General features: G+C 69.9%; 20 protein-coding genes and 1 pseudogene. All 21 read right to left on the bottom strand.

Going from position 1 to position 22,452, the window contains the following annotated elements:
• Positions 1-118: 118 nt before the first annotated feature.
• The 21 genes and pseudogenes from rfbH to NLX86_RS26225 all read right to left on the bottom strand — a co-directional run bounded on the left by rfbH (position 119) and on the right by NLX86_RS26225 (position 22,452).
• Entirely contained in the window at positions 119-1,423 is a 1,305-nt protein-coding gene (gene rfbH / locus NLX86_RS26325) for a lipopolysaccharide biosynthesis protein RfbH (protein WP_254374275.1), read from the bottom strand.
• Positions 1,420-2,457 (bottom strand): NAD-dependent epimerase/dehydratase family protein, encoded by a 1,038-nt coding sequence (locus NLX86_RS26320; RefSeq protein WP_254374274.1) that lies wholly within the window; start codon positions 2,455-2,457, stop codon positions 1,420-1,422. The genes rfbH and NLX86_RS26320 overlap by 4 nt, the downstream gene beginning before the upstream one ends.
• Positions 2,447-3,433 carry a dTDP-glucose 4,6-dehydratase gene (gene rfbB / locus NLX86_RS26315; RefSeq protein ID WP_254374273.1) on the bottom strand — a complete coding sequence of 329 codons (987 nt, stop codon included), beginning with the start codon at positions 3,431-3,433 and terminating at the stop codon, positions 2,447-2,449. The genes NLX86_RS26320 and rfbB overlap by 11 nt, the downstream gene beginning before the upstream one ends.
• Positions 3,430-4,497: a glucose-1-phosphate thymidylyltransferase gene (locus NLX86_RS26310; protein WP_254374272.1), complete on the bottom strand. Its 1,068-nt coding sequence runs from the start codon at positions 4,495-4,497 to the stop codon at positions 3,430-3,432. The genes rfbB and NLX86_RS26310 overlap by 4 nt, the downstream gene beginning before the upstream one ends.
• A 203-nt stretch (positions 4,498-4,700) precedes the next feature.
• Positions 4,701-5,582: pseudogene (locus NLX86_RS26305) on the bottom strand (acyltransferase family protein); the annotation flags it as partial.
• Between the two features lie 600 nt (positions 5,583-6,182).
• On the bottom strand, positions 6,183-7,571 hold the full coding sequence (locus NLX86_RS26300) for an FAD-binding oxidoreductase (RefSeq protein WP_254374271.1): 1,389 nt from the start codon (positions 7,569-7,571) through the stop codon (positions 6,183-6,185).
• 387 nt (positions 7,572-7,958) lie between these two features.
• A complete protein-coding gene (locus tag NLX86_RS26295; RefSeq protein ID WP_254374270.1) occupies positions 7,959-9,050 on the bottom strand; it encodes a methyltransferase in 1,092 nt (363 codons plus the stop codon).
• Between the two features lie 83 nt (positions 9,051-9,133).
• Complete coding sequence (locus NLX86_RS26290) at positions 9,134-10,657, bottom strand: FAD-dependent monooxygenase (protein ID WP_254374269.1); 1,524 nt, start codon at positions 10,655-10,657, stop codon at positions 9,134-9,136.
• Positions 10,658-10,845: 188 nt separating this feature from the next.
• A complete protein-coding gene (locus NLX86_RS26285; protein WP_254374268.1) occupies positions 10,846-11,685 on the bottom strand; it encodes an NAD(P)H-binding protein in 840 nt (279 codons plus the stop codon).
• 45 nt (positions 11,686-11,730) lie between these two features.
• The gene (locus NLX86_RS26280; protein WP_254374267.1) at positions 11,731-12,216 is read right to left on the bottom strand and encodes a flavin reductase family protein; all 486 of its coding nucleotides are present in this window, start codon (positions 12,214-12,216) and stop codon (positions 11,731-11,733) included.
• A 31-nt stretch (positions 12,217-12,247) separates the two neighbouring features.
• Positions 12,248-13,072 carry an SDR family oxidoreductase gene (locus NLX86_RS26275; RefSeq protein ID WP_254374266.1) on the bottom strand — a complete coding sequence of 275 codons (825 nt, stop codon included), beginning with the start codon at positions 13,070-13,072 and terminating at the stop codon, positions 12,248-12,250.
• Entirely contained in the window at positions 13,069-13,899 is an 831-nt protein-coding gene (locus NLX86_RS26270) for an SDR family oxidoreductase (protein WP_254374265.1), read from the bottom strand. The genes NLX86_RS26275 and NLX86_RS26270 overlap by 4 nt, the downstream gene beginning before the upstream one ends.
• A gap of 11 nt (positions 13,900-13,910) precedes the next feature.
• On the bottom strand, positions 13,911-15,026 hold the full coding sequence (locus NLX86_RS26265) for an acyl-CoA dehydrogenase family protein (protein WP_254374264.1): 1,116 nt from the start codon (positions 15,024-15,026) through the stop codon (positions 13,911-13,913).
• Between the two features lie 17 nt (positions 15,027-15,043).
• Positions 15,044-15,955, bottom strand: coding sequence for an FAD-binding oxidoreductase (locus tag NLX86_RS26260; protein ID WP_254374263.1), 912 nt, complete (start codon positions 15,953-15,955; stop codon positions 15,044-15,046).
• Positions 15,856-16,413, bottom strand: a complete 558-nt coding sequence (locus NLX86_RS26255; RefSeq protein WP_254374262.1) for an FAD-binding protein — start codon at positions 16,411-16,413, stop codon at positions 15,856-15,858. The genes NLX86_RS26260 and NLX86_RS26255 overlap by 100 nt, the downstream gene beginning before the upstream one ends.
• A complete protein-coding gene (locus NLX86_RS26250; protein ID WP_254374261.1) occupies positions 16,410-16,820 on the bottom strand; it encodes a hypothetical protein in 411 nt (136 codons plus the stop codon). Before NLX86_RS26250 ends, NLX86_RS26255 begins: the two co-directional genes overlap by 4 nt.
• A gap of 1 nt (position 16,821) precedes the next feature.
• Complete coding sequence (locus NLX86_RS26245; protein WP_374213963.1) at positions 16,822-18,327, bottom strand: MFS transporter; 1,506 nt, start codon at positions 18,325-18,327, stop codon at positions 16,822-16,824.
• 232 nt (positions 18,328-18,559) lie between these two features.
• Positions 18,560-19,135 carry a dTDP-4-dehydrorhamnose 3,5-epimerase family protein gene (locus NLX86_RS26240; protein WP_254374259.1) on the bottom strand — a complete coding sequence of 192 codons (576 nt, stop codon included), beginning with the start codon at positions 19,133-19,135 and terminating at the stop codon, positions 18,560-18,562.
• A 7-nt stretch (positions 19,136-19,142) separates the two neighbouring features.
• A complete protein-coding gene (locus tag NLX86_RS26235) occupies positions 19,143-20,414 on the bottom strand; it encodes a nucleotide disphospho-sugar-binding domain-containing protein (RefSeq protein ID WP_254374258.1) in 1,272 nt (423 codons plus the stop codon).
• Between the two features lie 10 nt (positions 20,415-20,424).
• The gene (locus NLX86_RS26230; RefSeq protein WP_254374257.1) at positions 20,425-20,937 is read right to left on the bottom strand and encodes a nuclear transport factor 2 family protein; all 513 of its coding nucleotides are present in this window, start codon (positions 20,935-20,937) and stop codon (positions 20,425-20,427) included.
• 18 nt (positions 20,938-20,955) lie between these two features.
• On the bottom strand, positions 20,956-22,452 hold the full coding sequence (locus tag NLX86_RS26225; RefSeq protein ID WP_254374256.1) for an FAD-dependent monooxygenase: 1,497 nt from the start codon (positions 22,450-22,452) through the stop codon (positions 20,956-20,958).

Raw genomic sequence — 22,452 nt, 5'->3', positions numbered from 1 at the left:
GTGAGGGTGAAGCCGACGGGTGTCCGCCGATGGTGGTCGGGCCGTGCAGGCCGGTAGGGGCCGCAGCCGCATGCCCGGCCGCCGCGCACCACCGCGCGTCCTCGCGCAGCGGCGCGGCTCACCCGTGCGCGGCGACGAACTCCTTGATCGAGGCGGTGACGTAGTCCAGCATCTCGTCGGTGAGAGCCGGATAGACCCCGATCCAGAAGGTGTGGTCGGTGATGATGTCGCTGTTCGTCAGCTCGCCCACGATCCGGTGCGGCTGGTCGATGTAGGCCGGGTGCCGGGTCAGGTTGCCGCCGAACAGCCGGCGGGTGCCGATCTTCCTGTCCTCCAGGAAGGCCACCAGCTCGGCGCGGCTGAACGGCGCCTCGGGGTCCACCGTGAGCACGAAGCCGAACCAGCTCGGGTCGGAGCGGGGGGTGGCCTCCGGGAGCAGCAGACCCGGTATGCCGTCCAGGCCGTCCCGCAGCCGCCGCCAGTTGCGCTTCCTGGCGTCGATGAAGTCGTCCAGCTTGGCCAGCTGGGTCAGCCCCAGGGCCGCCTGGATGTCGGTCGCCTTCAGGTTGTAACCGACGTGGGAGAAGATGTACTTGTGGTCGTACCCGGCGGGCAGTTTGCCCATCTGGTACTGGAAGCGCTTGAGGCACTTGTCGTTCTCGCCGGGCTCGCACCAGCAGTCCCGGCCCCAGTCCCGCAGCGACTCCACGATCCGGGCCAGGCTCAGGTTCGAGGTCAGTACGCAGCCGCCCTCACCCATGGTGAGGTGGTGCGCCGGATAGAAGCTGACGGTGGTCATGTCGCCGAAGGAGCCGGTGAGCTTCCCGTCGTACAGCGAGCCGACCGCGTCGCAGTTGTCCTCGATCAGGAAGAGGTCGTGTTCCTCGGCGAGTTGGGCGATCTCGGTGACGGGGAACGGGTTGCCCAGCGCGTGCGCGATGATGATGGCTCGGGTTCTCGGGCCAATCGCGGCCGCAACCCGGTCGGCTGTCGCGTTGTAGGTGGTGAGGTCCACGTCCACGAAGACCGGGACGAGGCCGTTCTGCAGGATCGGGTTGACGGTTGTCGGGAAACCCGCCGCGACGGTGATCACCTCGTCGCCCGGCTTCAGCCGCCTGTCCTCCAGGACGTGCGAGGTGAGCGCCGACACGGCCAGCAGGTTCGCCGACGAACCGGAGTTGGTGAGGTGGGCCTTGCGGCGCTTGAGCCGCCGGGCGAAGGCCGACTCGAACTTGCGGGAGCTCCGGCCGGCGGCGATGCGCATCTCCAGCGCGGCTTCTACCAAGGCCGTCCGGTCCGTCTCGTCCAGCACCGCGCCGGACGGCCAGATCTCCGTCGTACCGGGGACGAACCCCCTTTCCTGGGAGGTCTCCTGGTGGTACTTGCGGACCTCCTCGAGTACCTGTTCCTTGCGGTCGCTCACAGTGATTCCTCTTCCATGTCCGGTGCGTTGGCCGTGACGCCGAGCGGTGGGTGCCCGGGCGGCAGTACGGGCGCGAGCAGATCGCGCAGGGAGTCGTCGAGGTTCCGGCACGGCCGCCAGCCGAGCAGCCGCTCGGCGCGTGCGATGTCCAGCCGTTGCCAGGCGACGTCGGTGCGCGAGGGCGGGCCCTCGGGGTCCTCGACGACCGGGACCTCCAGACCGCTGAGCGAGACCATCCGGTGGATCAGGCCGCGCATCGGGACCGCCTCGCCGCGGCCCACATTGACCACCCGGCCCCTGACGGTCTCTCCCGGTGCGGTGGCCACGGCCAGCACCGCGGCTGCGGCGTCGCCCGCGTCCACCAGGTCGCGGGCCGCACGCAGCGGCGGGAGCCGCAGCACGGCGGCTTTCTCGCCTCGCGCGATGTTGCGTGCGGCCTCACCGAGATGTGCCGCGACCCGGCCGAAGAGACTGCCCTCCGGTACTCCGGCGCCGAGCACGTTGGCGAGCCGGAGCACCACGCCGTCGACGCCCCGCTCGGACGCGGCGCGCAGGACGGCCCGTGTGCCCAGGAGCTTGGTGCGTCCGTACGCGGTGACCGGGGCCGGCTCATGGTCCTCGCCGGTGGCGGCGTCCAGGGCGCCGGCCCCGTACTCGTGGACGCTGCCGAGCTGGATCAGCCGTACGGGCGGACCGGGCAGCTCAGCGAGGGCCGCGACGAGGCGCTCGACCAGTTCGGCGTTGCCCGCGGCCATCTGTTCCTCGTCCGCCCGCCAGGCCCGGCCGGCCGCGTTGACGACCACGTCGGCGCCGGTCGAGTCGAGGAGCCGGGCGATCTCCTCCGGCTCCGTCGCGAGCAGGTCCAGGCGTACGGACGTGAGGCCTTGCGCGGGGTCGTCCCCACCGGTGCGGGACACCGGGTGGACCCGGGCGCCGAGCGCGGTGAAGGCCTCGCCGATGTGGCGGCCCAGGAACCCGGTGCCGCCCAGGACGACGACCGAGAGCCCGGCCGCCGGACGGGCGTCAGGTCGCACGGGTCGCCCCGTGCTTGACGGCCTTCCACCAGCCGGGGTTGTCCCGGTACCAGGCGACCGTCTCGGCCAGGCCCTCCTCGAAGCCGGTCAGCGGAGCGTAGCCGAGCTGCTCACGGATCTTGGAATCGTTGATCGAGTACCGCAGGTCGTGCGCCTTGCGGTCCGGGACCCGGCGGATCATCTCCTCGCCCACGCCGGTCAGTTCGAGCAGCTTCTCGGTCAGGGCGAGGTTCGTGTACTCGTTGCCGCCGCCGATGTTGTAGATCTGGCCGGGTTGCCCGTGGTTGAGCACCAGGTCGATGCCGCGGCAGTGGTCGTCCACGTGCAGCCACTCGCGGGCGTTGCGCCCGTCGCCGTACAGCGGGACCTGGCGGCCCTCCAGCAGGTTCGTGACGAACAGGGGGATGACCTTCTCGGGGTGCTGGTACGGCCCGTAGTTGTTGGAGCAGCGCGTGATGGACAGGTCCACGCCATGTGTGCGCCAGTACGTCCGGGCGACCAGGTCCGAACCGGCCTTCGCCGCGGCGTACGGGGAGTTGGGCGCCAGCGGCCATTCCTCGGTCCAGGATCCCTCCTCGATCGAGCCGTACACCTCGTCCGTGGAGACGTGCACGACCCGTTCCACGTCGTTGCTCTCCAGCACGGCGTCCAACAGGGTCTGGGTGCCCAGGACGTTCGTACGGAAGAATTCGCCGGCGCCCTCCAGGGAGCGGTCGACGTGGGTCTCGGCCGCGAAGTGGACCACGGCGTCGTGGCCCCGTACCAGTTCGCGCATCAGGTCGCGGTCGCAGACGTCCCCGCGGACGAACACCAGCCGCTTGTGCGAAGCGGGCAGGTTGTCCCGGTTGCCCGCGTAGGTCAGCTTGTCCAGGGCGGTGACCTGGGCACCCGCCCAGCCGCTGTACTCGTCGGCCAGCAGTTTGCGGACGAAATTGGAGCCGATGAAACCGGCCGCTCCGGTGACCAGGATCCTCATGCCGCGACCTCCACTCGGGTGTGGTCTCCGACGACCAGGCAGTGATGGTCCATGCCCTGGCCGGTGGTGCCGACGGAGGCGGCGCGCCCGATCAGCGAGTCGCGCAGGCCGTGGACGCCGGTGACCGATGCCTCGTCCAGGGTGATGGAGCTCTCCAGCCGGCTGTCGGTCACCAGGCAGTCCCGTCCGATCGAGGTGTACGGGCCCACATGGCTCTCCTCCACGACGGTGCCGGCACCGATGATCGCCGGGCCCTCGACCCGGGACCGCAGGATGCGCGCCCCCACCTCGACCACGACCTGGCCGACGAGGACGCTGCTCGCGTCGACGTGACCGTCCACGCGCCGGGTCAAGCCGTCGAGGAGATGGCTGTTGCACTCCAGGACGTCCTGGACCTTTCCGGTGTCCTTCCAGTAGCCGTCGTACCGGCTGGCCCGGACGTCCGCGCCGGAGGAGACCAGCCACTGGATGGCGTCGGTTATCTCCAGCTCGCCGCGGGCGCTGGGCTCGATGGCCTCCACCGCCTCGTGGATGGCGGGCGTGAAGAAGTACACACCGATCAGCGCCAGGTCGCTGCGCGGCTCCTGCGGCTTCTCCACCAGGCGCAGCACCTCGCCGTCGGGACCGAGTTCGGCGACCCCGAAGGAGCGGGGGTCGGCCACCTTGTACACGACGACCTGGGCGGCCGGGCGGTGCGTGGTGAACTCCTCGGCGATGCCGACGACTCCGTCGGGCAGCATGTTGTCACCCAGGTACATCACGAAGTCGTCGGCGCCGAGGAAGTCGCGGGCGATGGACACGGTGTGGGCCAGTCCGCGTGGCGCGTCCTGGGGGATGTAGGTGATCCGCAAGCCGAACCGGGAGCCGTCGCCGAGCACGGCCTCGATCTCGGGCCCGCGGCTGTTGACGATGACGCCGACCTCGGTCACCCCCAGATCCCGGACGCCCTGCAGTACGTGTACCAGGACGGGCTTGTTCGCGATGGGGATGAGTTGTTTGGGCATCGAGTAACTGAAAGGCCGCAGGCGGGTACCGGACCCGCCTGCAAGCACCAGAGCCTTCATCGAGAGGTCCTCTCCGTTCGTGTGTTCATGCCGGCTGTTCGAGCGCGGTGATTACCTTCCCGGGCCTGAGCTGCGCGTTTGACCTCGCTGCTGCTCTTTCAAGCGGACGTGGGCGGGGGCGGGGCCTGTGTCCGAGGCAGCCCACAGGTACTCGATGCCGGCGGTGTCGAGGCGGGTACTCGACAGCTCTGTCCGCTCTTGGGTCATTGACGCTTCTTGGCTGTACTGAAGCGTCGGACGATCGGCATCTCCACGTACCGGTACAGCAGCCACGCCAGGACGACGGAGCTGACCAGGGCCAGTGCGAGATAGAGGATCACCATGGCCACCGAGTCGAACGGGCCGTGCATCACCTTGATGTTGAAGGTGTAGAGCACCAGGTAGTGGCAGAGGTAGAGGGCGAACGACACATTGCCGAGCAGCACCATCGTCCTCGACGACAGGAACGTCGGACGCCGTTCGATGTCCCCCTGTGCGGCGGCAACGATGAGCAGCACGCACGAGATCAGCAGGGGTGCCCGCCAGCCGAACAGGAAGGGGCTGTAGTTCGCCACGACGTAGCAGGGCACGAACGAGATCAGCACCCACGGCATCCGCACCCGGGGGAAACCGCCGGAGATCACCAGGAGCACGGCGAACATTCCGACGAGGAAATCGAAGAGGCGGCCGAGCGGGAAGGTATAGGCGAACCACATCTGGAAGCTGATCGCATCCGGCGCGCCCACGAACGAGATGATCCCGGCGGGCATGTTGTAAGCCAGGACCGGCACGAGGAAGGAGCCCGCCACGCAGAGGGCCAGACCCGTCCAGGCCGCGCGTCGGCCCAGGTCGCGGAACCAGCGGATGGCGAAGGGGAACACCAGGTAGAACACGGCCTCCGCGGCCAGGGACCAGCCCGTCGCGAGGACACCGAAGTTGACCCGCGGGTTCGGTATCCACACCTGGACGAGGCCCGCGTAGGCGAGCAGGTCCTGCCACCGGATACTCACGTTCCACAGCAGCACCGCCGCCGCGGCGCCGGCCACGTAGTACAGCGGCAGGATCTTGACGAACCGGCGGCGGTAGAAGGCGCCGGTGCGGTCGGTCCTGGCACGGCGGACGAGGGCAGGGGGCGCCCCCTCCTGCGGGGGCTGCCGCCCGCGTACGAATCTCTGCTCTGTCGGGGGAAGTCACTGCTCGACCAGCGACATCACGGCCGTCGATTCCCGTGTCATGAACGCTCCTCCAGGGGAGTAGGGTCCGCGGGCCCTGGGTGTGTGGCCCGCGGGTGGGGGTGGTCAGAGTTGGCGTACGGGTGCGGCCGGCCGCTGGTCCTCGGCGAGGGGACAGGCCGGAGGATCTGGAACCTGGGCGTGGGTTCCTCGCCGAGCGCGACCGCGTCGGTGACGGCCGTGCCGACTATTCCGGCAGCCGTCCTCGCCCCGGAGAGGCGTCGCTGAAAACGCTTATTGCTTCATCGCGCCAACTGTGGATTCCGGGATGGAGCAAGGGGAGGAAACGGCGTCTGGCCGGGAACTCAGGGGGACATGAGGAAGGGGACGCCGGAAAACGGCGTCCCCTTCCTGACAACGTGGAGCGTCGTACCGGGGCGTCATCTGAAGAAGATGACCACCAGGCCCGGAGAGCCAACCGCCCTCAGGTCCCGGCCGGCTGCCGGAGCACAGCCGCGCACGGCCGGTGAATTGTCACGACGTTGCGGGCAGAATGTTGTGATTGGAGTTGAACAGGTTGGTCGGGTCGTATTTCGCCTTGATCTGGGCGAGTCGTTCCCCTGTGGCCCCGGGGTAGAGCGCCTCCCGGACCTGTTCCGGCCCCGCGTTCACCACGAAGTTGCCGTAGGAGCCGGGGTCGGTCTGTCGGATGGCGGCCATGAACTCCTCGACCCAGGTGTCGTGCAGGTCGACGTCGGCCGGGTCGGCATAGACGGCGGACAGGTGGGCCATGATCTTGCTCTGTCGGTGAGCGAAGGCCGTGGCGTCGGACGGGACCCGTGCCAGCGCCCCTCCCAGCACTCGCAGCTGCGCCCCGGCGACGATCGCGCTCGAGGTGGTGACGCGCTCCACGATGGTCTCGGCGGTCGCGCGGTCGACCCGGTCGATGAAGAGGTTGCGCGCCACGGAGACGGGGCGCATGAGGGGGTCTGCCGGGGGGAACATCCCGGGGTACGGCATGGACTGCACCATGTCGGCCAGCGGCGGGACGATCGCCCGGAACCGGCCGATGACCTCCTCGCCCGCCTCGGAGGGGCCGGCGTAGCACATCACCGCCAGAATGATCGGCTTGCCGTGGTACTCCTCGGGCACGAACGGGAAGGGGGGTGCCGTCCACACGTTCACGATCGTGGAAAGCTCCTCGGGAGCGGCCTCGGCCTCGGCGATGAAGGTCTCGAGGATCTCGGGGGTCACGGGGAGCACCAGCATTCCGCCGTACACGCTGGTGAGCTCGTGCAACCGGAGCTTGAAGCGGGTCGCCACCCCGAAGTTGCCGCCACCACCGCGGATGGCCCAGAACAGGTCGGGGTGGTGGTGCTCGTCCACCGACAGTAGTTCGCCGTCGGCCGTGACGATCTCCGCGGCCAGCAGATCGTCGATGGTCATCCCGTGCTTGCGGGACAGGAAACCGATGCCGCCGCCCAGGGTGATGCCTCCGACCCCGACCTGGGTGCTGTCGCCGAATCCGGTCGCGAGCCCGTGCTCCGCGGCGGCTTCGGTGTACTCGCCGGCGGAAATGCCGGCCTCGGTCCAGGCCGTACGGGCCTCGACGTCGATCTCCAGCGCCCGCATGTTGGCCAGGTCCACGACGATGCCGCCTTCGCAGACACCGTGCCCGGCCCCGCTGTGTCCACCGCCGCGGACGGCCAACTGGAGCCCGGTCTCCTGCGCCAGCGCCACGACGCGCGCCACCTGCTCGGCATTCCTGGGCCGCAGGATGACGGCGGGCCTGCGGTCGACGTCACCCGCGTACACGGTGCGCGCTGCCTCGTACTCGGCGTCATCCGGGCTGATGATCTGCCCGTACTGCTCATCGGTGAGCTCCCCGATCGAAAGGGGGGCGCCGCCGCGAGGTGCTGTCACAGAGTGACTCCTTAATATGCGTATTCATATGCTTCGCCGGTCCGCCTGGCGGCTCCGGACCGATCCCCGAGTGGAGTCGTCCCGATTCTGCAGACGCTCGGACCGTGCCACCCGGGCCTTTTTCTTGTCAACCTAGGGAGAAAACTCCCCGATCACATTCGGCCAAGGCGTCCGGTTTCCCATATGCCGGGGTGTGAAAGGTTGCAGCTCAGTGAATTGCGGCATGGGGGAAGAGCCCACGCCGAAGCTTCTTCAGGGCGGGCCCCGCAAAAAGGCAGGAATTATCGATGAACCCATTTTGGGCAGGGAGCGCGTGCCCCAGGTGCTGTCTCTCGGGTGAATTTCCCCCCGGGCCACCCGGCCTCTTCGGCCCGTATGGCGAGACCGTCAGACGGGCGATTTCACGAGGGTGATCACGCGTGCGCCGTAGGCGAGGGCAGACGACACCGAGTCGATGCTCATGCCCGCGGCAAGCGCAAGCTCCTGCCACTGGCCGTGCGTGCGCTCGCGCCCCCCGAAGTAGACCAGCATCCGGAGATCGGCGCTCGTGAAGCCTGGATCCGGCTTGGAGGGCGACTCGTCGGCGCACTCGATGAGCAGCACGGAGCCGCCGGGCTCCAGCGCATCCGCACAATGGCCCAGGATCCGCACGGCTTCGTCGTCCGACCAGTTGTGCAGAACGAACGACAGGACGATCGTGTCGGCCTTCACCGGCAGCGGATCGAAGAAGCTGCCGTCGACCACGCCGACCTTGCCGGTCAGTCCGGCCTCCTCGATCTTCGCTCGCGCCTTGGCCGCCGGACCGGGAAGCTCCAGCAGGGTGGCGCTGATTCCGGGCTCCTTGGCCAGCACGGTGGCGAGCAGGTCGCCGTCGGCGCCGCCGACATCGAGGATGTGACGCACACCGGTCCAGTCGTGTTCCTCCGCCACCTGGTCGAAGACGCTCCGCTGGCCGTGCGCCATCAGGTCGTAGAAGGTGGCGCCGAGGGTCGGATCGTCCGAGATCTCGTCCCAGAACTCCTTGCCGTACTGCTGCTGGTAGACGGCACCGCCGTCGCGTACGGCTTCGAAGAGGTGGACGAGTGCGAGGTCCGCCCGCCCGACCATGTGACTCGGGTCCAGCCATCCCGCCTGGGACGCGGGGTGGTTGTGGGCCAGCAACTCGCCGACGGCGGTGGGGACGTAGTGGTCCGGCTCGGACTCCGCCAGTACGTCGACGGCGATCAGGTGCTGGAGCAGCCTCCTCAACGTGTCCTGATGGGAATCGGTCGCCTTCGCGAGCGATGCGAGGTCGTGCACGCCGTTCTGCATGTGGTCGACCAGCCGGAGGCCCGCGGCCACCCTCAGCGCCATGGGGGTCACCAGGTCGGCGAGCCGCAGCAGTGCGGCGAACCCCGAGGAGGTATCGGCGATGGCAGGGAGCGTGCTCGAACCGCTGTCTTCTGGCTTCCGCGCCACATCATTCGTCGGTTCATCCATGGAAACGCGATTCTCCAATCAAATGGGCAATATCGACCAGGTACGGGGACCGGTGTTCGTCATTCCGGGACAACGGTCGGCGATCAGACAAGAGCGGGGCCGAACCACCGGGTGAGCGCAGACCTGAGGGTCGCGGTGTCGGTCTCCGGAAGGGCCGCCGCGCCGGCGGGGTCGGCGGACGCGGTCCAGGCGACATGGCCGTCGGGGCGGATCAGCACGGCCGCGGGGGCCGGGACGTCACCGATCACCGGGAACGCCCAGTGGTCGTCCTGGGGCTCCGCCTCAACGAGGTCCACCCGGTCCGTCCAGCCGTCTAGGGCGGCACGCAGGTCGGGTCGGCCGGTGAAGTCGAGCAGCACGGGTCGTGCGGCGTGCAGCAGCTCGAAGACGCGTACCTGCCCGGAGGGTGACTTGATGTCGAGGTCGGCCATCCGGCGGCCGAGGGCCGGATGCCCGTCGCCCACCGGGTAGTGGGTGTCGAGCTGGCTGATGACGCCGCCCAGATACCGATTACCGTCCTCGAACCCGGCAAGGGTGCCGACCACCTCGCGGAGCGCGTCGACCTGGGGGCCCGCACGCCAGAGGGCGGTCTGTGCGCGGATGTTGCTGAGCAAGCGCTCGGTGGCCAGACGCCGTTCGGTGTCGTAAGTGTCCAGCAGCTCCACGGGGGCCTGCCCGCGCGCTACCGTGCCGAGCTTCCAGCCCAGGTTGACGGCGTCCTGGAGCCCCAGGTTCGCTCCCTGTCCACTAGATGGGAAATGGATGTGCGCGGCATCCCCGGCCAGCAGGACCCGCCCTTCGCGATACTTCGCAACCAGTCGGCAGGCGTCGCTGAACCTGTCGATCCGGTGGGGGCTGTGCATGCCGAAGTCGGTACCGGCGATCTTGGCGCATGCCTCGCTGAGCGTCTTCAGGGTCACGGGGGCGGCCCGATCCGTGCCCTTGTCGAATTCCATGGTGATCACCCGGTACATGCCGGGTTGTTCGGAGTGGAAGACCGTGAAAGTCCCGTTCTCCCGCCGGCCCTCGGGGCCGAAGATGATCTCGGAGGGCGGGTCGGTGAGCTTGACGTCGCCCAGCAGCGCGGTCAGCGTGGCCGGTGTGCCGGGGAAGTTGATGCCCGTCAGCTTTCGTATGACGCTGCGGCCGCCGTCACAGCCCACCAGGTAGCCGGCTCGCAGCCGTTCGGTGCCCTCAGCCCCGGCGATGTGCACCTCGACCCCGGTCTCGTCCTGGCGCACGTCGATTACCTCGGCGGACCGGCGCAGTCGTACACCCAGCTCGATCGCGCGTTCCTCCAGGAGTCGCTCGATCCGGGACTGGTGGATGGCGAGCGCATACGGGTGTCTCGTCGGAAAGTCCTGGATGTCCAGGTGCATGAAAGCGAAGTGCGCGAGCGGCTGCGCGCTACCCACCTCGAGGAACCGGTCCACGATTCCGCGCTGGTCGAGGAGTTCCACGCTCCGGGCGTGGAGGCCGCCGGCCCGTGACTCGCTGTTCAGCTCCGCGAGCCGTTCCAGCACCAGAACCTCCACCCCGGCGAGCCGCAGCTCGCAGGCGAGCATCAGCCCGGTCGGGCCGGCGCCCGCGATGATTACGTCCTCCATAAGGAAACCTCTCTTCTTCTGCCGTGCAACTGCACACAAGTGATGTCGTTTTCCGTACGGATGGGGTACCGGTACGGCGGGGAGCTTCATCGACCCGGTGGCGCGCGTGCCCCGGCGAGCGGCCTGGTGCCGATCCGTGTGCGCGGACCGACACCCGGCTCGACGGCCTCCGACGGCTCTCGTCGCCCCTACCGGAAGTCGTCCGCGTGATCGGCGGCCCACTGGTCGAACGTGCGCGCTGGGTGGCCGGTGATCTGCTCGACCGCCGGTGAGATCTCCGTCGGCACACCGACGAGCTCCGCCAGGAAGGTGAGGTTCATGTCGACGAAGTCGGCGGGGATCCGGCTCTGGATCATCTGCTCGCGGGCGACGTCCGGCGGCACCTGCTCGTACCGCACTGGGCGTCCGACGGCCATGCCGATCCGCCGGGCCTGCTCGGCCTGGGTGAGCGACTCGGGGCCTGTCAGCACGTACTTCGCGCCCACGTGCCGGTCCGTCAGCAGCGCCTGGGCGGCGACGTCGGCGATGTCACGCTCGTGGATGAGCGCCATCTCGGCTCCGGCGTACGGCCCGCTCACCACGTCGCCCGCGCGGATCTGCGGTGCCCACTGCCGGGTGTTGACGGCGAACCCGCAAGGCCGGACAAGGGTCCACTCCAGCCCGGACTCCTCGACCTGCCGCTCGATCTCCCTGTGGTAGGCCACGACCGCGTTGTCGGCGCTCTCGGAGCTGAACTCGACGGCCGAGGAGGAGAGCAGGACGACCCGGCGCACCCCGTGCTCCCTCGCGGCCCGGAGGACCGGACCCGCGGCCCCCGGCGCGGGGAACAGGAACAGCGCGGAGACGCCCTTCAGCGCGGGCTCCACCGTTTCGGGCCGGTTGAGGTCACCGCCCACCACTTCGACCCCCGCGGGCAGTTGAGCTGCCGCGGGGTTCCGGCTCAGGGCGCGCACGGCCTCCCCCGAGGTGAGCAGTTGATCAACGACATGGCGACCGACGTTCCCGGTCGCTCCGGTCACAAGAAGCACGAGCCCTCCCATCTCACGGACATTCCTTGATGACTCTCGATGACTTCATTCCGCGTGCAAGCGCTCTTCCAGGCTGGCGTAGCGGCCGGAATGGAAGATCAGTGGCCTCGCGTCAGCCCCGACGGACCAGTCCTCCGCTTCGGCGATCACCAGTTCGTGATCCCCTTCGACCTGGACGGTCCTGATCCGGCAGTCCAGCCAGCCGAGTCCGTCCACCACCGTGGGCCGCCCGGCAGGGGTCCGGGCCCAGTCCCGGCCGGCGAACCGGTCCGTGTCGCGTACCGAGAAGGCCCGGCAGACCTCTTCCTGCGTATCGCTGAGGATCGTAATGGCGAAACCGCCCGTCGCCCGGATCGCCGGCCAGGTGGTCGAGGTCAGCGCGGCGCAGAACGCGATGAGAGGTGGATCCAGGGACACGGAGGTGAAGGAGTTCACCGCCATGCCGACCGGCCCGCCGTCCGACTCCGCGGTCACCAGCACCACTCCGGTGCCGAAACGTCCCAGTACGTCGCGGAAACTGCGCTGGGTCATCACTGTCGCGCACCCTGCCCTTTCCTGGGTGTCAGCGGAACCCGTCGGCGTTGTCGCGCGCCCACCGCGCGAACGTCCTCGCCGGCTTCCCCGTCACCTTCTCGACCGTGGGCAGGGCCTGAGTCTCCGTCGCGGTGGGGCTGCCGAGGAAGTCCAGGGTGGCGGCCACGATCTCGGCCGGCATGAAAGCGGCCATCTCCTCGCCGGCCCGCTCCGCGGTGATCTCCTCGTGCCGCAGCTTCCGGCCGATCGCTTCGCCGATCGCCGCCACCTGCTCGACGGGCGTGACCGCCCGGGGGCCGCTGAGCGAGTAGACCGTGGCCACGTGCCCTTCCTCGGTGAGCGCGGTCCTGGCCACCGCCGCGATGTCACCGGGGTGGATGGCGGGCAGGCCCACCCGGGCGAACGGCGTGCGGACGACATCGCCCTCGGCGATCTGCGATGCCCAGGCCCGGGTGTTGGAGGCGAACTGGCCCGGACGCAGGAACGTCCACTCGAGACCCGATCCCTCGATGGCGCTTTCGGCCTCCTGGTGCACCCTGCCGATCAGGGATTCCGGGCGGGTCTCCACGGCCACGCTGGAGAGCAGCACGATCCGCCGCACCCCGGCGCGGGCCGCCTCCTCGACCACCGCGGTCTCGTTCCCGGACATCATGAGGAAGGCGGCCTCCACCCCGGAGAATGCCTTGACCAGCGACTCCGGTGTGGCGAAGTCCCCTCCGACCACGTCCACATCGGCCGGGAGCGCGGCCCGCCCCGGGTTCCGGGTGAGCGCCCGAACGGGGGCCCCTTCGGCACGCAGCTGCCGCAGCAGCTCGCCGCCCACGTTGCCTGTGGCACCGGCTACCAGAATCATGATGTTCCCTTCCGGAACGTGTCTGCGTGATCGGCGACCCACTGGGCGAAGCTCAGCCCGGGCCTGCCGAGGTAGGAGTCGACCGGCGAGATCTCGTGCGGGGTGCCAACCAGCTTGGCGAAGATCCTCAGCCGTGCCTCCACGGCGTGCGGGGGGATACCGGCCCGGAGCCACTCCTGCCGCGCCTCGTCGTGGGTGAGCTCCGCGAAGCGGACCGGCTCGCCGGTCACTTCGCCGATGATCCGTGCCCGGTCGGCGTAGCTGAGCGACTCCGGACCACTGAACAGCGGTGTTTTGCCGACTAGTTCGTCGGTCAGCAGCGCGCGGGCGGCCACCGCCGCGATGTCGCGCTCGTGAACGGGGGCGGTCCACGCGTCCCCGAAGGGGAAACGGGCGACGCCTTCGGTCCTGATCTGCCCGGCCCACTCCAGGGCGGTCGCGGCAAACCCTCCGGCGGGCCGCAGGAACGTCCATTCCGCACCGGTCTCCCGGATGTGGCGCTCCAGCTCCCGGTGTTTCACGGCGATCATGTTCTTGGGGTCGTCGTCGAGGACCGAGTAGGACGACAGGGCGACGATGCGGCGGATCCCCGCCGCCTTCATCCGGGCGATCGGTTCCGCGGAGCCCCCCGGGAACGCGGCCAGGACGAAGAAGACAGAGTCGATGCCGTCCAGGGGCAGATCGACGGTGGCGGCCACCTCGACCTCGGCGGGCAGGTCGGCCCCAACCGGTTCGCGGCTGAGTGCCCGTACCTTTCGGCCGGCCGCGAGCAGTTCGTTCACCAACGGCCTGCCGACGTGCCCGGTGGCTCCGGATATCAAGATCATGTTCGTCTCCTTCAGGCCGGCCCGACGAGGCCCTGGGTGTAGTCGATCCCCGCAGGCTCGAACTGCATGACCGCGTGGCCGGTGACCGAGTGCACGTCCCGCCAGTACCGCTGCAGCGGGTGCCCGTCCTCCTGGGCCCTGGTGCCGCCGATCCTCAGCAACCGGTCGGTCGCGTCGACCAGCATCTGGAGCGCCAGCGCGAAGTCCCTGCGGTTGCGGCGTGCGAGCTCCGGGGACAGGGCGCCACCGTCCACGACGGCGGAGGCCCGCTCCAGCAGCAGCTGGGCCGCGTCGATCTCTCCGGCGGCCCTGGCGTAGTCCACCTGGTAGGACGGGCCGGCGGCGGCCCGGGGACCGGTCGGGGCGACCGCCACGAACTGCGTCGCGGCCGCGAGCGCGCCACGCGCGGCGCCCAGTACGGGGGCAACGAACGTCAGCCCGCTCACGGCGGGGTTCGGCAGCGGGGGGCGCCCCGGCAGGCCCACCGTCGCGCCCCGGAACGCGTCCGCGCGCAGGCAGACGCGGTGCTCGGGCACGAACACGTCGTCCAGGACGAGCGTGTGGCTGCCGGTGCCCCGCATGCCGAGGGAGGACCAGGTGTCTTCGAAGGTGTAGTCCTGTCGCGGTACCGCGAAGAGCCTCATCGGCTGCCCGCCGGACTTCGGGCCGGGGGCAGGGCCCGTCAGCAGCGCCCAGTCGGCGTGCTCGACGCCGCTGACGTAGGTCCAGGAGCCGGTGAGCCGGAACCCGCCCTCCGCATCGACCGCCGTACCCAGCGGCTTGATGACGGCCGCCACCAGCGCGTCGGGGCCGTCCCCCCAGATGTCTGCCTGGCCCTGCTCGGGCAGACAGGCCACGTACCGGGCGGCATGAGCGGCGAGGCAGGCGAGCCATGCCGTCGAGGAACACTCCTCACCCAGCTTCGCCACCGCGGCGGTCAGCTCCGTGTAACTGCGCTCGGCCCCGCCCCAGCGGGTCGGCACCAGCCACCGGGCGAACCCGGCGTCCACCACTGCCCGTATCACCTCCGGGCTCACCCGGCGCTCGGCGTCGGCCTGCACGGCCTGGGCCCCGGCCAGCTTGGCGGCCTCGACCAGCGGTGCCTGTATCTCCGATGTAACCGACATTCCGGCCATTCCCCCTTTCACGCGCCGTCGAAGACGGGCGGGATGTTGTGGTTGATGCGGAACAGGTTGTGCGGGTCGTACTCGGCCTTCAGGCGGGTCAGCCGCCGGTAGTCCGGCTCCGCGTAAGCCCTCCGGACCCGCTCGGGGTCGGAGTCGTGGTCGAACAGGAACCCCGGCAGCAGGTCGCCGGTGTCCCATGGCCTCAGCCGTTTCAGCACCTCGTCCGAGACCCGGCGCGCCTCGTCCGCCGTCCCGTCCGGGGTCGGCGTCCGCATCCACAGGTGGAACGGCGCGTCCCTGACGCCCACCGCGTGCGCCAGCTCGGGCGGCCGGCTCAGCGCCCCGCCCAGGTGGCGCAGCTCGATGTTGGGGAACGGTCCTCCGGGCAGCGCCGGATCGATGAACGAGACCAGCGTCTCGACCGCCACGTCGTCGAGCTCGTGCAGCAGCGCGCTGCGGAAGTGCACGCTGACCGGGTGCTTCGGGTCGTGATGGATCTCGGTGACCTGCGTGTACGGCATCGTGGCGCAGGTGTCCTTCTCGGGGGCGAGCGCGCGCAGCGGTTCCACCAGCCGGTCGCCCCGCTCCTCGTCGGCGGTGCAGACGATGTGCACCAGCACGAAGGACCGGCCACGGTACTCATCGGGCAGGTGCGGCGCGTCAGGAAACCGCAGCAGTGTCACCGAGGACGACATCTCCTCCGGCTGTTCCTTGGCCCAGGCCAGATAGGACCGCACCACGTGCGCCGCATACGCGGGGTCCTCGCCCGGGTAGTAGAGCTCGCCGGCGTAGACGCTCCGCAGTGGCACCAGGTCGATCTCGGCCGCGGTCACCACGCCGAAGTTGCTCTTGCCGCCCCGTACCGCCCAGAACAGATCGGGTTCCCGGGTCGGCGAGACGGTACGGACCCGGCCGTCGGCCGTGACCAACTCCAGGGAGCGGACACGGTCCGCGGCGAAACCCGGCAGGCCAGCGGCAGTCCGCCACCGGTCAGGAAGCCCATCACTCCGACCTCGGCCGAGGAGCCGCAGAGCGGCGCCAGGCCGTGCTCGGCGGTGGCGGTCAGCACCTCGCCCCAGCTCAGACCCGCCCCAATCCGGGCGGTTGCGGCCCGTGGATCGACCGAGAGCTCGCGCAGTTCCCTCGTCGAAACGAACACCGCCCCGTCGGAGGCCACCGACTTGCCGTGGCCGGTCGACTCCACCGCGACCGGCCGGTTCGCCGTGGCGGCGAATCGGACGGCGGCGGCCACGTCGTCGGCGTCGGCGGCGATCACGACGGCGAAGGGGCGGTGCTCGACATTGAGCAGCCAGCCGGAGCTGGCCTCCTCGAATCCGTCATCCCCACGGTGGAGCGTGCGTCCGCGGATCGGCGTACCCAGGCTCACAACGCCGTGCCGGCGGCGTCGTGCCAGTCGGCTGGTGCGTCACCGACTCGGTCACCGGCGAACTCGGCCGTGGCGCTGTGCACCAACGTGCCGTCGGGGGTGTAGATCCGGGCGGTGCCGACTCCCCTGTGCGCGGCCCCCTCGATGTGGGCCTCGACGTGAGCCTGTACCCGCCCCGCGCGGCCGCTCGCCGGGGTGAAGGTCTCGGTGAGATCGTAGGAGAATTTCCCCGCCTCCCCGGCGACCCAGGTCCCGGTGCCCACGGTGACGGACGTGCGCAGCGCGATCGTTCCGTCCGGCGCGAAGGAGATGGTGTAGGAGTCGGTCTCGTCGTCGTGGCGCACCAGGCCGGTCCAGACACCCACAGGTGTCTGGACCGCGTTGGTCGCAGAGCTCGTGTCCGGCACGTCAGTTGTCCGCTTTCTCTAGAGGCTTCGCCGTGTCGTCCGCCTCCGTGACCGGCGGAGGACCCGGCATTTGGGCGTTGCGCAACAGGGTCGCGGCCGCCGCTGCCAGCAGCAGGGCGAGCACCGCACCGACGACCGCGGTCGTCTGGAGGCCCTGTACAAAGGAGTCGCGGGCCACCGCCAACAATCGGTCGGCGACCTCGGTGGGAAGCCCGCGGGCGGTGTCCACCGCGGCAGCGAGGGTGTCCTTCGCCGCGTCGGTGTCCCGTGCGGAGAGCCCATCGGGGAGCCGGTCGGCCAGGTTGGACCGGTACACCGCGAAGCCGACGCTACCGATCACCGCGACCCCCAGCGCGCTGCCGAGTTCGGGGCCGGTCGCGGCCAACGCGGACGCGGCACCGGCCCGCTCGGGCGGGGCCGCACCCACGATCAGTCCGGTGCCGAGCGAGATCATCGGGCCGAGCCCGAGACCGATGACGGCCGTCCCGCCCACCGCGAGGAACAGGTCGGAGGGGCCGCTGACGCGGGTCAGCATCACCATGCCGAGCGCGGAGACCACCAGGCCCCCGGCAAGCAGATTGCTGAGCTTCACCCGCCCGGCGAGCGCCGGCCCACCCATCGCGCCGACCATGACTCCGAGGGTGATCGGCAGCGACCAGAGCCCGGCCTGGACCGGGGACAGGCCCCGAACGAGCTGCAGATACTGGATGACGAAGAACTGCAGTCCGGCGGAGAGCAGGGTGGCGAGCACCAGCATGCCCAGCGCGGTGCCGAACAGGCTGTTGCTGAACAGCTTGAGGTCCACCAGGGGCTGGGCCAGGCGGCTCTGGCGGTACACGAACAGCATGGCGAGCACCAGGCCGAACACGATCGGGACGCCCGACTCCAGGCCCAGCCCGCTCTCGGCGATCCGCTTGAGACCGAAGATCAGGGCGAGCATGCCGATGACGGACATGACGGCGCTGATGAGGTCCGGACGGGCGACCGATCGGTCCCGGTACTCAGGCAGCAGCATCGGGCCGAGGACGAGCAGCAGCGCCATCACGGGAACGCCGATCACGAAGACCGCGCCCCACCAGAAGAGCTCCAGGAAGGTCCCGCCGACCAGCGGGCCGATCACCGTACCGAGGCCGAAGAAGCCGGTCCAGGCGCCGATCGCAGCACCCTGCTGCTTGGGGTCCTGGAACATGACCCGGATCAGGGAGAGGGTGGAGGGCATCAGCGTGGCGCCCGCGATGCCCAGCAGCGCCCGGGCAGCGATGAGCATCGTCGGGTTGGCCGCGAATGCCGAGAGCACCGAGGCCACTCCGAACGCGGCCGCGCCGATCAGCAGCAGCCGCCGGCGGCCGATCCTGTCCCCGATCGCGCCCATGGGGATGAGGAAGCCGGCGATGAGGAAGCCGTAGATGTCCACGATCCACAACAACTCGGTGTTGCCGGGCCGCAGGTCGGCCGTGAGCGTGGGTAATGCCAGGTGCAGCACGGTCAGGTCCATGGCGATGAGCATGGTCGGAAGCGCGAGGACCGCCAGCCCCAGCCATTCTCTACGGGTCGCCCGTGGTGCTTCCGACTTATCGCCGTCGGTAATCAAAATGAATCTCCCTGCGTTGTCATTGAGCGCCGAACGACCGAACCCTAGAACCTCAAGCCGAGTTGAGGTCAAGACCTGATCTTGCTGAGGCTCCGTCGGCTGTTTCGCGCACTGCCCCGAGGTGTCCCGTACGCCCCGTCCGGCAGGATCAGCGCACGTCGTGCCAGTCCGCGAGCGCCCCCGAGGCGAGCGCCGCATGCACCCCGGGTGCGTTCGCGTCCTTCCCCGACATCAGTGGCGGCTCGCTGAACCCCCACGGGAGCGCCAGGTCGGGGTCGAGCGGGTTGACGTCGATCTGCGTGCCGGGCACGTACGGCGTGGAGACCACGTAACAGATGCAGGCGTCGTCGGTGAGGGACAGGAATCCGTGCCCGACCCCCTCCGGCACGTACACGCACCGCCCGGACTCGGCGTCCAGCAGGGTCACGTGGTGCGCACCGAAGGTGGGCGAACCCACCCGCAGGTCGACGACGATGTCGCGAAGCGCCCCGCGGACGCAGGTGACGTACTTGGCCTGTCCCGGCGGTACGGCCACCCCGTGGACACCGCGGAGGGTGTTCCGCCGGGACACCGAGTAGTTGATCTGTTCGGGCCGGAAGGGACGCCCGGTGACCGCCTCGATCTGGTTGCAGCGGAACGCTTCGAAGAACGCGCCCCGCTCATCGCGGATCTGCTTCGGGGTGAACACGAACGCGCCCGGCACCCGGGTCTCGACTACATCCATGTCCGGTTCAGTCCCGGGTACGGTACTGCGCGGCCATCCGCTCCAGTACCGGCACGATCTCGCCGGGGCCGGGGACGGAGGTCAGGTCCGCGTACACGGCGGCGGCCCCCCGTCGGAACGACGGCTCGGTCAGCATCCTGGAAAGCCCGCCGCCCACCTGCGCCGCGGTCAGGCCGTCGCTGGGGAGGGCCACGCCCGCGCCCCTGGCCTCCAGATAGCGGGTACTGGACAGCGCGCTGCCCAGCTCCTCCATGACGATCATCTGGGGCACCCGGTGCGCGGCCGCCGCGAAGAACGTGCCGAAGCCACCGTGGTGGATGATCGCTGAACAGGTCGGCATCACCTGAGTGAGCGGGATGTAGTCGAATATCCGTACGTTGTCGGGGACGCGCGTGTCCTCCCCCAACTGAGTGGCGTTGACCGTGGCGACCACCTCGATGTCCATGTCGGCCACCGCCTCGAAGGCGGCCGTGATCCGCGTGTCCGGGCCGTCGTGGACCGTGCGCCCGGTGACGCCCAGCGACAGGCACACCCGGGGCCGCGACGGTGGCTGCGACAACCACTGCGTCACCGGGGCCGCCCCGGTGTACGGCACCCAGCGCATCGGGACCCGGCGCAGCCCGTCGGGCCTGGGCAGCTGCGAGGGGATCGGGTCCACAGTCAAGTCGCCGAACAGCAACTGTTCGGAGAAGTCATGGCCGAACCGCCCGAACACCGGCGCCAGGAGCGCGGCGAGCGGATCCGTGTCCGCGCTCACCGCGGACGCCGGGTCATTCATGCGTTCGACCAAGCGCCTACGGATCCAGCCGAAGTAGTCAGGGCCCCACATCATCCGAGCGGACGCGGCCCCGCACTCGCGGGCCGCGACCGATCCCACCGGACATGCCGGATCCCAGATCACCAGGTCCGGTTGCCAGTTGCGGGCGGCCTCGACCAGGTTGTCGGCGAGCTCCTGCCGTCCCTCCTCGTCCGGGTGGTACCGCGAATACGCGGCCATCAGGTAGTAGCCGGTCGCCCGCCAGAGCTGGTCGAAGTCGGAGCCGGCCTCGAACCCGAGTGCGTCGCTGAAGCGGTCCAGCGCCCCGTCGGTGATCGGCGCGGGCGGCGAGGTGCGTTCGCCGAGATCGACCGCCGTGAGACCGGCTGCGGTGATCTGCCCGACCAGACCGGTGTTGCTGGCCACCCGCACTTCGTGTCCGGCGCTCTGCAGCGCCCATGCCAGCGGGATGCTGGGGTACAGATGCGCGGTCAGCGGTGCGACCGCGAAGAGAACTCGCACGTGAATGCCCCTAGCTGTCGTGGATGTCGACGCGCCCCGGCGGTGTGCCGCGGGTCCAGACCACCTCGAACGCGAGCCGCGCGAAGCGCCAGCCGGCCTCGGTCCGCACCGCCTCGCCCTCGAAGCGGTCCCCGACCTGGAAGGGCTCGGGAGCCCCGGGCGTCTCTTGCGCCTCTGACCGCCCGGGCGGCTTCTCCGGTGTCGCCTCTTGGGGGTGCAGGTGGGTGGCGATCAGGTTTCCCCTCACCCGCGCCCGGTCCCCGTCGATCTCGACGAGGTGGCCGGCGGCCACGTGGTGGGTCCGCCGCCACTTGCCCATCATCGCGGCGGTGAACTCGGCCATGCCGGCCACGCCGTCGTGACCGCCCATCAGGAACTGGAACCTGCCGTCCTCAGTGAAGATCGACCGTGCCCAGGCGTCGTCGAACTCCGCCTCGTCCAGACCGGCCAAATAGCGGTCGACCAGGTCCTGGACGTCCATCCGGTCGGCGAGTCGGCGCAGTCGGTCCGCGTCGTGCGGCATGTGCATCTTCCTCTGCTCTCAGCTCACCGGGGTGACAGGAGCGCCGAACCAACGGCCCAGCGCGTCGGTCAGCTCCTCCTGCCCGCCGGGCGCGGCCCACGCCACGTGCCCGTCGGGCCGCACCAGCACGGCGTCCACCTGCGGGACCGAGGAATCGGCGGCCGGCTTGGCGGTCACCACGTCCACCCGGTCGGCCCACGGCTGCGCGGACTGCCGTACGGACTCGTCGTCGGCGAGGTCCAGCAGGAGGCCGCGCCCCTCGCGCAGCAACGGGAACACCGTGGTCGTCCCCGCCTCGTCGGCGAGCTCGAGGTCCGGCATGCACAGACCGAGCAGCGGGTGGTCACCCGGGCCCATCGGGTAGCGGATCTCCAGCCCGCTGACCATTCCGGCCAGGTGCCGGTGCACGACCTCGTGGTCGGTGAGCTCGCCGAGCACGTCGCGGAGCGGCTGCATCTCGGTGCCGCCCAGGAAGAGCAGCCCTTGGGCCCGGGTGTTGTTGAGCAGCCGTGTGCCCACCGGGTGCCGTTCGTCGTGGTAGGTGTCGAGCAGCGTGCCCGGGGCCCGGCCACGCACCACGGCGGCGAGCTTCCAGCCGAGGTTGAAGGCGTCCTGAATGCCGGTGTTCATGCCGAGCCCGCCCGCCGGGAGGTGGACGTGCGCGGCGTCCCCCGCGAGCAGCACCCTCCCCCTGCGGTACTCGGTCGCCAGTCGCGTGGCGTCGCCGAAGGCGCTCACCCACAGCGCCTCGCCCTGGCTGATGTCCTCTCCCGTGAGCCGCTGCCAGCTGGCGGCGACCTCGCTGAACGTCGGCGGCTCGGTGCGCCGTTGCGGGGGCGTGTCCCGTTCGCACACCACGACCCGGTCTATCCCGTCACCGATGGGGGCTGACATCGCGACCCCGCCGGGCAGCCACTCACCGATGAAGCGTGGCCGGATGTCGCAACCGCGCACGTCGGCGAGGAACAGCTCGAGAGTGGCGGGGGTGCCGGGGAAGTCGAAACCGCCCAGCCCGCGGACCATGCTGCGGCCGCCGTCGCACCCGACCAGGTACCGCGTGCGCAGCACCAGCGGCCCGTTGGGCCCTTCGACCTGGACCTCCACGGTCTCGCCGGTGTCGGTCAGGCCGACGACCGTATGGCCGCGGCGCAGGTCGCATCCGAGCTCCGCGACCCAGCCGCGCAGCATCGTCTCGGTGTGGACCTGCGGAAGGTTCACGACGGCCGGATGGGCGTGGGGGAACACTCCGAAGTCCAGCGGCAGCCCGCCGAAGTGCCCGCGGGTGGTCGTCTGGAGCGGGGTGTCCAGCACGTCGAACCGGTCCACCAGGCCGCGTTGCGCGAACACCTCCATGGTCCTCGGGGTGAAGCCCAACCCGCGTGATTCGGTGGTCGGTTCGATCAGCCGGTCCAGCACGACGACCTCGACCCCGGCCAGGCGCAGCTCTCCTGCGAGCATGAGCCCGGTCGGCCCGGCGCCGACGACGATGACCTCGGCGTCGAATGCAGCATCCAT

The organism is Streptomyces sp. A3M-1-3, from assembly GCF_024213665.1.
GTDB lineage: Bacteria > Actinomycetota > Actinomycetes > Streptomycetales > Streptomycetaceae > Streptomyces.
Note: the sequence above shows the minus strand (reverse complement) of the source record. Positions and strands in the feature narration are given on the sequence as shown.